The sequence below is a fragment of the Nodosilinea sp. LEGE 07088 genome (genome assembly GCF_015207395.1).
Classification (GTDB): Bacteria; Cyanobacteriota; Cyanobacteriia; order Phormidesmidales; family Phormidesmidaceae; genus Nodosilinea.
The window spans coordinates 1-10,746 of the sequence record NZ_JADEWX010000189.1 but is presented as its reverse complement, the minus strand read 5'-3'; the positions used below and the strand labels follow the sequence as shown (position 1 = coordinate 10,746).

At 48.2% G+C, this 10,746-nt stretch carries 11 protein-coding genes and 2 pseudogenes; 5 read left to right on the top strand and 8 right to left on the bottom strand.

Annotated elements, in window-relative coordinates; all coding sequences use genetic code 11:
• Positions 1-326: 326 nt before the first annotated feature.
• Positions 327-893, bottom strand: a pseudogene (locus tag IQ254_RS33970) (plasmid pRiA4b ORF-3 family protein); the annotation flags it as partial.
• Positions 894-962: 69 nt separating this feature from the next.
• A pseudogene (locus tag IQ254_RS33965) lies at positions 963-1,565 on the bottom strand (recombinase family protein); the annotation flags it as partial.
• A gap of 119 nt (positions 1,566-1,684) precedes the next feature.
• Here IQ254_RS33965 and IQ254_RS26345 point away from each other — a divergent pair.
• The 3 genes from IQ254_RS26345 to IQ254_RS26335 all read left to right on the top strand — a co-directional run bounded on the left by IQ254_RS26345 (position 1,685) and on the right by IQ254_RS26335 (position 5,806).
• Positions 1,685-4,699, top strand: coding sequence for a Tn3 family transposase (locus IQ254_RS26345; RefSeq protein WP_193969129.1), 3,015 nt, complete (start codon positions 1,685-1,687; stop codon positions 4,697-4,699).
• Positions 4,700-4,771: 72 nt separating this feature from the next.
• Complete coding sequence (locus IQ254_RS26340; RefSeq protein WP_193969131.1) at positions 4,772-5,374, top strand: TMEM175 family protein; 603 nt, start codon at positions 4,772-4,774, stop codon at positions 5,372-5,374.
• A 12-nt stretch (positions 5,375-5,386) separates the two neighbouring features.
• A complete protein-coding gene (locus IQ254_RS26335) occupies positions 5,387-5,806 on the top strand; it encodes a heme-binding protein (protein WP_228041112.1) in 420 nt (139 codons plus the stop codon).
• Between the two features lie 146 nt (positions 5,807-5,952).
• Here the strand turns inward: IQ254_RS26335 and IQ254_RS26330 are convergent, their stop codons facing one another.
• The 4 genes from IQ254_RS26330 to IQ254_RS26315 all read right to left on the bottom strand — a co-directional run bounded on the left by IQ254_RS26330 (position 5,953) and on the right by IQ254_RS26315 (position 8,265).
• Complete coding sequence (locus tag IQ254_RS26330; protein WP_193969128.1) at positions 5,953-6,981, bottom strand: hypothetical protein; 1,029 nt, start codon at positions 6,979-6,981, stop codon at positions 5,953-5,955.
• Between the two features lie 86 nt (positions 6,982-7,067).
• Positions 7,068-7,439 (bottom strand): clan AA aspartic protease, encoded by a 372-nt coding sequence (locus tag IQ254_RS26325; RefSeq protein WP_193969127.1) that lies wholly within the window; start codon positions 7,437-7,439, stop codon positions 7,068-7,070.
• On the bottom strand, positions 7,436-7,711 hold the full coding sequence (locus IQ254_RS26320; RefSeq protein ID WP_193969126.1) for a hypothetical protein: 276 nt from the start codon (positions 7,709-7,711) through the stop codon (positions 7,436-7,438). Before IQ254_RS26320 ends, IQ254_RS26325 begins: the two co-directional genes overlap by 4 nt.
• Before the next feature lie 89 nt (positions 7,712-7,800).
• Complete coding sequence (locus IQ254_RS26315) at positions 7,801-8,265, bottom strand: SHOCT domain-containing protein (protein ID WP_193969125.1); 465 nt, start codon at positions 8,263-8,265, stop codon at positions 7,801-7,803.
• Between the two features lie 228 nt (positions 8,266-8,493).
• On the opposite strand from IQ254_RS26315, the gene IQ254_RS26310 reads away from it, so the two are divergent.
• Together IQ254_RS26310 and IQ254_RS33960 are read left to right on the top strand one after the other, a co-directional pair.
• Positions 8,494-8,724: a DUF433 domain-containing protein gene (locus IQ254_RS26310; RefSeq protein ID WP_193969124.1), complete on the top strand. Its 231-nt coding sequence runs from the start codon at positions 8,494-8,496 to the stop codon at positions 8,722-8,724.
• Entirely contained in the window at positions 8,721-9,053 is a 333-nt protein-coding gene (locus IQ254_RS33960; RefSeq protein ID WP_193969123.1) for a DUF5615 family PIN-like protein, read from the top strand. The genes IQ254_RS26310 and IQ254_RS33960 overlap by 4 nt, the downstream gene beginning before the upstream one ends.
• Before the next feature lie 23 nt (positions 9,054-9,076).
• On the opposite strand, the gene IQ254_RS26300 is transcribed toward IQ254_RS33960, so the two are convergent.
• Together IQ254_RS26300 and IQ254_RS26295 are read right to left on the bottom strand one after the other, a co-directional pair.
• On the bottom strand, positions 9,077-10,051 hold the full coding sequence (locus IQ254_RS26300; RefSeq protein ID WP_193969122.1) for a hypothetical protein: 975 nt from the start codon (positions 10,049-10,051) through the stop codon (positions 9,077-9,079).
• A 423-nt stretch (positions 10,052-10,474) separates the two neighbouring features.
• On the bottom strand, positions 10,475-10,746 hold a 272-nt coding region (locus tag IQ254_RS26295), incomplete at its 5' end, for an IS30 family transposase (protein ID WP_193969121.1).

The window sequence follows — 10,746 nt, the reverse complement described above, 5'->3', positions numbered from 1 at the left end:
CAATGTCAGAAATATCTCTCCGGCCTCCTGAATGCACTGCTCGACGGTTGCATTAGGAAAATTAAGCAGCGTATCTAGGTGAAAGTCCATGATGTCAATCCCCCTAAACGTAACTCATTATACAATTACCACCCTGGATCCGGAAGAGCCGATGCGTGAAGCGCGATCGCACCTCGATGGAACATTCGCCCTCGGCAGCCCTCGTTAGGGTCGCATCAGGGAGAACGTTATGCAAGGATTCCAGAGTAGTGGTTTGACTAGCACTCGTATTGGGGTTTGAGTAGTAATGGAACAGAAACCTACGCTAAGGCTGTATTCCTTTCCCATCAAGGGATGTAGCCATCAAAATTAGCCGTGTCATGAGGAATCGTCTTCAGTAGCATGTTGATCTCGTCGAGTTCAGCATCCTCTGGGTCGAAGGAACCGCCTACCCATTCGAGCATTTCCTCATGTTCTGGATGGTCAGCGGATTGGATCGCGTCTAGAAAATTCTGGTAGCCCCAAACGCCGCCACAGTCTTCAGGGGGGCAAGCGCGCTTGGCTTTAATACAAACGGGATAGCTGGCATCAGGCTCAGCGGCCAGCACCTTCTCAACCAAAATCTCATGCTCCCAAGAATCGCCGAAGTCATAGAGGTATGAGAACTTAAACCCCTCTCCTGCAATAACCTTGCTCAATTTGACCGGCTGCTCGTCCCGCAGTCCCAACTCATCAAAGCCCAACTCAGGCATCGGCTCCCCGTAGTCGACCCCACGAATCGTAAACGAATGGAGATGAGAATTGGTCCAACCCATGCCGTGCTGAATGACCCAGTGCAGATGGCCTAGCGTGGCGTCACTACGCACCTGTACCCGTCGCCAAATCGGTGGTCGGATGTCTTTGAGCGTAATCTTGAGCTGATAAACAGACTGGGCTTTCTTTCGAGGAGCCATGTTAGATCTCGGGGGTTGAAAATCAGGATGGGCTTGCCGGTGCCGTTTGACAATCTCCGTCACGGTCGTTTTGCTGAGCTTCAAGTCATGAGCAATAGTGCGATAAGAAACCTTATCTTCCACCATCTGTATCACCTTTGGCGCGAGGCGGTCAGACTTGATGCGTTGCCCCGGTTGCCTACCTAGCACCTTTCCCCTGGCTTTCGCTGCGGCTAGCCCAGAGCGCACCCGCTCACTCACTAAGTCGCGCTCAAACTCTGCTAACGCCGCCATGAGCTGAGCAATCAGCCGCCCTTGGGGCGTCGCCAAATCGAACTGGAGCCCGGTTTGAGCTATCAGAGAGACAGCCCAGCTCTGTAAATCCTGGAGCGTCTGAATCAGATCTAGGGTGCTGCGCCCCCACCGAGTCAACTCTGTGACCAAAATGGCATCAATCTTACGCGCCTGAGCCAGGGCCATTACCTCCTGTCGTACAACACGATTCTGTGTGATGCCCGAGGCCGTCTCCTTCCAAACCCCGACAACTTTGAAATCAGCTTTCTTGGCATAGGCCAGCAAGTCCTGCGCCTGTCTGTCGCAAGATTGATCGGTTGTCGAAACCCGACAATAGATAGCGACCGTTTTTTGTACCAATTGAACCCCTCGGGAAATAGGGGGCTGAAACCCTTGCTGTGTCGTGCCGTTTTGTCGTACCAATTAGACTATACTCTGAATGGTACAAATTATTGCGACAGGTTCCTGTCAGCGGCTAGATGCCTGTTCGTTTTCTGACGATAGAACAACAACAGCGCTATGGGCGATATCAGGATGAACCGACTGCCCTGCAACTTGACCGCTATTTCCATTTGGATGACGCAGATCGACGGTTAGTGAGGGCTCGACGCGGTGACCATAATCGTTTGGGCTTCGCGGTGCAACTGAGCACAGTACGATTCTTGGGTACCTTCCTCATCAATCCGATTGAGGTACCGCCCAACGTCGTTAACTATTTGGCACAGCAGCTAGAGATCGCTAGCACGAGTGACCTGTCAGCGTACCTGGAACGCGAGACCACTCGCTGGGAGCACGCGGACATTATTCAGCGCCACTATGGCTACCAGGATTTCAGCGCTCAGCCTGAACACTGGCGGTTTGTTCGTTGGCTCTACGCCCGCGCTTGGGTTGGAACAGAAGGCCCAAGCGTTCTCTTTGATATTGCAACGGCTCAATTGCTGGAGCAGAAAATCTTACTCCCCGGCGTCAGCGTCTTAGAACGCCTGGTGGCGACAGTGCGCGAGCGGGTTGCACAGCGGATCTGGACGTTGTTATCACGCTTGCCATCAGATGAGCAGTGCCAACGGCTAGACGCCATTCTCAAAGTGGATGAGGACGCTAGACAAACCGTTCTTGATCAACTGAGACGCTCGCCGACGCGCTCTAGCGCCCCGGCGCTGGTGGCCGCGCTCCATCGGTTAAAGCGAATACGTGCCATCGGAGTCAGCCATCTGGTATTGCCTACCGTTCCACCCAGTCGCTTGAAAGTGCTGTCACGAGCTGCGTTCACGTCTAGAGCCCAAACCATTGAACGGATGCCGAAAGCTCGGCGGATAGCGACGCTGTTGGCTTTTGTTCATGATGTCGAAGCGACCGCCCAGGATGATGCGTTGACTGTTTTGGAGCTGCTCACTAAAGAGCTGTTGTCCAAATCGGCTAGTCAAGGGAAGAAAGAACGACTGCGGACGCTCAAAGATTTAGATGCTGCTGCGCTGACGTTGAGCGTGGCCTGTAGCATCCTTTTAGCACCAGAACAGGACATTGGTCAGCTGCGTGAGGCGATATTTTCTCAGGTTTCTTCGGTGCAACTGGCAGCGGCTGTAGAACAAGTGGAGTCCATCGCCCGTCCACCCAACGACCAGTACTATCCTGAGATTTTGAGCCGTTGGCGCACGGTGCGGCTATTTCTGCCGACGCTGTTGAATACAATTGACTTTCAGGCAACCCAGGCAGGGCAATCGACTCTAGCCGCAGTCGCCTTCCTCAAGGCGATTGAGGGCAAGCGTCAGCCTGTCATGATGGATGCGCCTTTGGTTATTGTTAGCCAAGGCTGGTTGCGCTGGGTTTGCCCGACGGCGGGTGTGATTGATCGCCGCGCTTACACGTTCTGCGTGCTGGAACAGCTGATGAACGGGCTGCGTTGTCGGGACTTGTATGTCTCCCCGAGCGTGCAGTGGAGTAACCCACAGGAAAAGTTGCTTCAGGGCCGTGAGTGGCTGGCGGTGCGGGCTCAAGTCTGCCGGACTTTGAATCTTGCGCCAAAGCCTGACGAGAAGCTGACGCAGCTAAAACAGCAGCTCAATGATGCGTACCACCGGACGGCTCAGAACCTGCCGACGAATGACGCTGTGCAGATCATCGAAGCGGAAAACGGACGACAGACCCTGACTATTAGCCCATTGGAGAAGTTAGAAGAGTCTGAAAATTTGCGATCACTTAGGGCGCAGGTCGCGGCCTTACTGCCTCGGGTTGATTTACCAGAAGTGCTCTTGGAGATCCACGAAAAAACGGGGTTCCTCAACGCCTTTACCCATGCCCACGAGGAAGGGGCTCGCGCTGACAACGTCACGACCAGCCTGTGCGCCGTCCTCGTGGCGCTGGCCTGCAACATCGGGCTTAGACCTTTGCAGCGCAAGGATACGCCTGCTTTGACGAAACACCGTTTAGCTTGGATACAGCAGCACTACATTCGAGCTGAAACGCTCATTGAGTCGAATGCTTGTTTGGTGAACGTGCAGAAAAACGTCACCCTCGTTCAAGCCTGGGGTGGCGGTGAGGTGGCTTCTGCCGATGGCCTACGTTTTGTGGTGCCGGTGAAGACGTTGAATGCTGGTCCCAATCCCAAGTATTTCAGCAGTGGACGGGGCATTACCTATTACAACTTCGTATCAGATTTGTTCGCTGGGTTTCATGGCCTAGTCGTGACTGGAACCTTGAGAGATTCGTTGGTGGTACTGGTCGGTCTGTTGGAGCAGCGGACGGGGCTACGTCCGCGCGAGCTGATGACGGATACCGCTGGCTACAGCGATATGGTCTTTGGCCTTTTCTGGCTGCTGGGCTATCAATTTAGCCCGCGCTTAGCCGACACTGGTGAGGCGCGATTCTGGCGGCTCGACCCAAAGGCTGACTATGGCGTACTCGACGGAATAGCCCGCCAGAAGGTGAAGGTACATCTCATTGAAAATCTGTGGGATGACATGCTGCGGGTGGCTGGGTCGCTAAAGCTTGGCAAGGTCAGTGCCCTTGAGATCATGCGAGTCCTACAGAAGGGGGGTAAGCCTTCTACATTGGGCAAGGCGATTGGTGAGCTGGGCCGGATAGCAAAGACGTTGTATCTACTGAACTACATTGATGACGAGGCTTATCGCCGTCGCATTCTGACTCAGCTCAACCGAGGGGAGGGGAGGCACAGTTTGGCTAGAGCCGTGTGTCATGGCAATAAGGGAGAGATTCGACAGCGCTATCGAGAGGGGCAGGAAGATCAGCTCAATGCACTGGGGCTAGTCACCAATGCTGTCATCCTCTGGAATACCTTGTATATGGACAGAGCCCTTGATCACCTGCGAGCCCAGGGGCTAGAGATTGATCCTGAAGACGTTGCTCGGTTGTCGCCCCTGGGCTACAGCCACATCAATATGCTGGGTCGCTATTACTTCGAGCTGGCTGAGGCGCTTAAAGAGGGCGGCTTTAGGCCCTTGCGGAACCCTGACGATCCAAATGAGCCATTTTACTAGAGCTGAAAACTCCTGATGGAAAGGGTTTCAGCCTTAGCGTAGGTTTCTGTTCCGTTACTACTCAAACCCCGTATTGAGGCGTTCAGCGATGGTGTCTTCGCAATCGTCATCACATTGTTAGTACTGGAAATTCACGTTCCTGAAATCTCATCCGAACTAGCACAGACGGAACTCCCCCATCAACTCATGGCACTTCTTCCCAAAGTCATAAGTTACATCACTAGTTTCTTGATGATTGGCATTTACTGGGTTGCTCATCACAATCTATTTCGGTTGCTGCAACGCTGCGATCGCGCCCTACTCTGGCTGAATCTGATCTTTCTGATGTGTTTGGCATTCATTCCATTTCCAACTGCATTGATCGGCGAATATGCCCAATCGACACTTGCAGTCGCGTTGTATGGTGGTGTATTGCTAGTGAGCGCGATCGCATTCAATCTCATGTGGTGGTACGTCTCGCATCACTACCGGTTGCTGGATAGAAGCATCGCTCCTCACTTGGTCAGAACAATGACCAGGGACTATCTAGCCGGTATAGGGCTATACGCCTTTGCGTTTTTCCTAGCATTTCTTAATGCTCACATTAGTATCGCTATCTACCTGCTGACTCCCATTTTGTTTATTTTTTTCAATAGTCGCTCGACGGCAAACATAGTCATTCCCTCTGAACCTTAGAACTAGGAGCAAATGATGGCGTTCAACAATCCTCTCACGATTTCTCTACAAGAAGCAGAAGCTGCGATCGCGGCTGCAAAACAAAAAGCCGAAGAAATTGGACAACCGATGAACATTGCGATCGTCGATAGCGGCGGTAACTTAGTCGCTCAGGTTCGGATGGATGGCGCATGGATTGGCAGTATTGACATTTCAATCAACAAAGCCTTTACATCAAGAGCGTTCGATATTACAACAGCAGACCTGGGCAAAAATGCAAACCCCGGCGATCAATTCTATGGAATTCACGTCTCTAATCATGGGCGAATCATGATCTTTGCGGGCGGGATTCCTCTCAAGCGCAATGGACAGGTGATTGGTGCGATCGGTGTCAGTGGTGGATCAGGTGAGCAAGATCATGCAGTTGCAAAAGCAGGGGCAATAGCCTTTTAGGCTCTGAAATCGTCTGTTACACACGGTCTAACGTTCGGGTTGAGCGGCTGCAAATATCCTTCGCATCACTAGCAAGAGTTCAGGCAGTCCGCTCAAACCGGGTTGTTTAGATAGCACTCCAACAGATAACCAAATGGTTTCAAACCCTAACGCGATATCTCATATTGCTCAAAATTTCCTTGAAGGTCAGTGTAGAAAAATCGCATATACCCTGAAGCTAGGACACTGTTCATAAAATCATCCTGCTTAACTGGGATGCCATACTTACTTGCCTGGTCGAAATCTTTAGTTGAAAATATATGAGGGTTGACGACAAAACTATCCTCCTCAACCTGCTTGGCCCCCATTAAGAAACAGGAGAATAAAGCACCTTTAACGGATATTTCGAGTTCTTCTGGGAATAATCCAAACGGCTGATAAGTTGGCAGCTCTTTCTCCGAAGCAATCCTGTGATACTCAGAGGCAAGCCACGGCGAGACTATGAAATTATGATAGGGCTGGGGAATAAACCCGTATAAAACAAGCGAGTATTTAGAATTTTTATCTGTAAATTTTTCTTCTGAGATTTCCGCTGAGAGGCTTGTAGAGACCAACATCGTTTCCTTTCGAACACCTGCGGAGCCTGCCACATGAAGGAAATATAAATAATAATCTCGAAGTTTCAACCTATCTTGCTCTCGATGTTGTGTAGTAGCTTCTACGGTGGCTATAAATTTTTCACGATTACTACTATCACAAAAGTAGTTTAGGAATCTGCTAGAACAGGATTGTTGAATCCGGGGTTCTAAGTTTGGTGTAGACAGCACATTAGCGATACGCTCAAATATAAATCCAAAGGTTGCAGCCGAATGATCGTTGATACTTGTAAGCCATCCTCTATCACTAGAGCCTGCCCTGTCCATGAAGAAATGTCGTGCCTTGTTGCCAATGATAAACAGCCGCTCATACAAGCGTGGCTTGGTGTATTCTCCATGGTTTAGAAATAGCTTTTTCTGTAAATCTTTAAGGGATTCACCTCTATATACAAAAATTAGATTGCCTTCTTTATATACGTCAATCAAGTGATTTTCGAAAGATCTGAAATGGCATTTTTGTTCCTCAGAGATGTCATTTCCCAAAAGATCAACGAGCCTTAATTTGTTCGAGATTGGCGTAACTGGTGTCCAGTAAGTCACTTCTGTTTGGTTCTCTAAAAGGCGTCAACTGGCAATCAAGTATACAGTTGGATTGCTGTGAAGAGGCTTTTGTATCACTTCAAACTTTACTTTAGTGCCTCGATTATCACAACTCCTCTCTCAATTACTTCCATCTGAACCTTAAACCCGTATAACAAGCTCATCCCGACTAGAGGGTCTGCTTCAGAAGCGGCTACATCAATGATTTGAGTCTTCCCATCCCAAATCACAGTTGCTTTATACATGTCAAAAATGACCTCACTGCCATCCCCTAAAGTGCCCATGTCGCGAAAATGCCAGGGTAAGCCGAGGAAAGTAATGATGGACAGAGGAAGAGACAGGAAGCCGGTAAATCCGGTGTCTATAACTGCTTCAACCATTTGCTTCGGCAAATTAGCATGACCAACTACGACTCCAATAATGGCTTCGCGTCCCTGATTCACAAAGCCTCGCATCATACGGATTTCTTCAAGCTTCGGGAACCAAAACGATAGACAGCTTGATGTCCAATTCGAATTACCCAGGGTTGAGCATCGGGATATCGATCGTAAAGCTGATCCGTCGCTGCAATTGCGGTGTCTGCTATTTCAAAAGCCCCTGTTTCAATATCAATGGCAACAATCCTGCCAAGGTTGCCCTCTTCAACTCTAGGGCGCACCTGACTTTCATACAGCTCATTACCACGCTGAGCAAACTCTTCTTTACTGTAGCGAGGGTGGCGGACTGTCATCGGCTTGGCCTTAAGACAAGACTACCTAATCATTCTAACCTTTGGGTACCTGAGAGTGGTACTTATTAACTAGCAGGCGCATACTTGAGCTAAGATTGATGATCGCTGAGGAGTCGCTTCTTCATGTCCGCAAATTCCTCGTCGGTAAGAATTCCCTTCTGTCTTAAATCTTCAAGTTTTAGCATTTCACCATAAATATCGACTTGCTCCTTCTGAGAGGGGACAGTTTGTGGCAATTGCCCCGGCTTGGTGAGATTCTTATATACTCCGAGTCCTGCACCGACTGTTGCACCGATTACTGGACCAACGATGGGAACTGGAACTGCTACTACAGCTCCAACAGCAGCACCTGATGCTGCATCTTTCGCAAGATCTGACTGAACCGCGTCTTTCCCTAGCCTAACTGCTTCATTACCGACGGATGTTGCGGTCTTCTTGATCGCCTCAACGGCAGCACGCCCATCTTCTCCTTCTATGAAATCCCCTACTGAAGCCGCTGTCGATGATAGTGCTTCTTTTGCCTTTCCCGCCAATCCTTTCATGTTGTCAAACATGGCTTTGTCCTGGAATGAGTAGAAAATGAGGCATTTCAACACGGATGAGCTGTCCTACCGCCATATACAGCTCAAACAGAGGATACCCGGAACTTTTTGCTATCTAACGGTGAAGCTCAACGGCGGCAAGCGGCCTATCGGCCCTAACCGATCAACTATCTGCCGTCCGTTGCAGCGAGGTGTGAGTCTGCTCTAGACTTAGGTATACACGAGTGACCCGTCCGTATTATGAGCTATCGCGACATCATTACGATCGAGCCTGATAAGCGTGGGGGCAAGCCCTGCATCCGCCGGATGCGGATTACGGTCTACGATGTCTTGGGCTGGTTAGCGTCTGGCATGTCTACCGCTGAAATCATTGACGACTTTCCAGAATTGACAGAAACCGACATTAGGGCCTGTTTGGAATTTGCCGCTGATCGCGAACATCGTTTAGTTGCCTCAGTGAGTGCTGCTTGAAACTATTGTTCGCCCAAAACCTTAGCCGTAAACTCGTTAATCGGTTAGCTAATATTTTTCCTGAATCTAGCCACGTCCAATTCCACAATTTGGCTGAGAAAACAGATACCGAGATTTGGGAATTCGCTAAACTCAATGACTTCTGCATAGTGACGCAAGATGCAGATTTTCCTGAAAGAAGTCGGCTTTATGGTTCTCCACCCAAAGTTATTTGGCTCCGATGTGGTAATGCACCAACTAGGGAGGTTGAAAATCTGATTCGGTCTGGCGCTGAAGCAATTCAAGAGCTTTTTTCAAATACTGACCTGCACTGCCTAGAATTGTACTGACTTATAAAAACTGACAATCTTGGTCAACCTAATTCGATTAATTCCTTCGCCAACTCAATTGATTCATCATCAAGTTTAGAACTATCCTTGCCAAGAATATACTTCAACGCTTTGAGATTGAGATTTTCTCGGAAGATACGTCTCATTGTGCTGATTCTTGTTTGAATTGAACTATATGTATATAGTCCAATCGGCATCACGTTCATCAGATCCTCACCATTTGCATATACTTCATAGTAACTAATGAAGAATTTTTTGCCCATTTTACTCAAAAGGTTTTCAAGTAAAACTTGTTCATCTTTAGATATGTGGATCTCTTCTTTTTGTTGCTCGATGCCTTCACTTGTTAGGAATGAAATGCTATACATGGGTTCGCCCCTTTGACTTTCATTCATAAGAAATAGGGACTTAAATTCTTCGACTTCTGGAATATGGGGAACAAGCTGCTCATAAAAATTATACAAAGAGGCACATTTGCGCTGAATTGCTTCCTTAACTATTTTGACAACAGGATGTGATTCTGGATCTTTATCCATCAAATAGTTGAAGTGGGCTGGAATCAAGACAATGTTCCATAGGGAGGAGAAAAAAAGTGGGTGAGAGGCTAATCCCCATACATGAGAAATTATGTAATTCTTGACCGTGCTATTTTTTCCTGTGCTGATAGTATGACCAAGGTATTTTTTTATTGAACGTCTGTTCTCATGATTACCATCATTGTCAATTTTGATATTAAATGACGGATAAGCAGGTAATCTTGCTTCGTTACCTCTGGTTGAAGCAATAGCTTCTGCTTTGTTGCTGATATTCAAAGCCTCATGATGGGATGGTGAATATCGAATAGGAAACTTGCCGCCAGATTTATAGAGTTCAAGTATTTCTTGATTTCTTAGTCGAACAATTTCTGGAGGAATAAATAAAGTGCTTTCCAGGAAGGCTGTAACAAATTTATCTTGACTCGTATACAGTGAGACGAGTTGATCGATCCCGTCAATCATACTTTTTCTCCAAGTTAGTCTGAGAAAATTAAAGATTCTCTAATCCCACAATGTTTCCCCAAAAGTTTCATCCTTCAACATTTTGTCGTTGCATTTCAGGCAAGGATGTTCGCTGGGCCAAGGATGTAGTCGAGCTCCTTCACATTTGAGACAAATATTAAGACTTTTATCATACTCAAGATTGCCAATTGGGCCATCTTATCCACACTGCCCAATTAGAACATCGACTACGCTTCCCTCCGTAATTAAGATAATCTCTTCAATCGCTAACCCAACTGGGACGCTGCGACTGATCTCAAAGACTCCCAGCATTGCTAACTCTACCTGTACGTGCTCGTAGGCGTATCGGGTCATTGTTTCCACATCGTGGGTAAGTAGAATCCTACCCTGCTGTGCCGCCCATTCCAGAATGATTCCGCCAATTCAAATCTGAAGTGCATCAGCGTCTGATTTATCTGAATAGAATACTTCAAATGGCGTTTTATAGTCAAGCGATTTTCTTGGTCTTTTGTTAATCAACATGACGGCTCTTTCTAATGTCTCCGGTTTGACGATTTTGAAATTTGTTTGCTTTGGAAAAAACTGTCTTAATAATCCATTCGTATGTTCATTGAGACCTCGCTCCCAGGAATGATAAGGATTAGCAAAGTAACACAATAGTTCCAACTCCTTACTCAACTCTGCATGATTACTAA

Coding starts and splice junctions, on each gene's coding strand:
- IQ254_RS26300 (WP_193969122.1), bottom strand. CDS start 10,051: ATGATTGACGGGATCGATCAACTCGTCTCACTGTATACGAGTCAAGAT.
- IQ254_RS26320 (WP_193969126.1), bottom strand. CDS start 7,711: ATGACAGTCCGCCACCCTCGCTACAGTAAAGAAGAGTTTGCTCAGCGT.
- IQ254_RS26310 (WP_193969124.1), top strand. CDS start 8,494: ATGAGCTATCGCGACATCATTACGATCGAGCCTGATAAGCGTGGGGGC.
- IQ254_RS26315 (WP_193969125.1), bottom strand. CDS start 8,265: ATGTTTGACAACATGAAAGGATTGGCGGGAAAGGCAAAAGAAGCACTA.
- IQ254_RS26335 (WP_228041112.1), top strand. CDS start 5,387: ATGATGGCGTTCAACAATCCTCTCACGATTTCTCTACAAGAAGCAGAA.
- IQ254_RS26325 (WP_193969127.1), bottom strand. CDS start 7,439: ATGATGCGAGGCTTTGTGAATCAGGGACGCGAAGCCATTATTGGAGTC.
- IQ254_RS26345 (WP_193969129.1), top strand. CDS start 1,685: ATGCCTGTTCGTTTTCTGACGATAGAACAACAACAGCGCTATGGGCGA.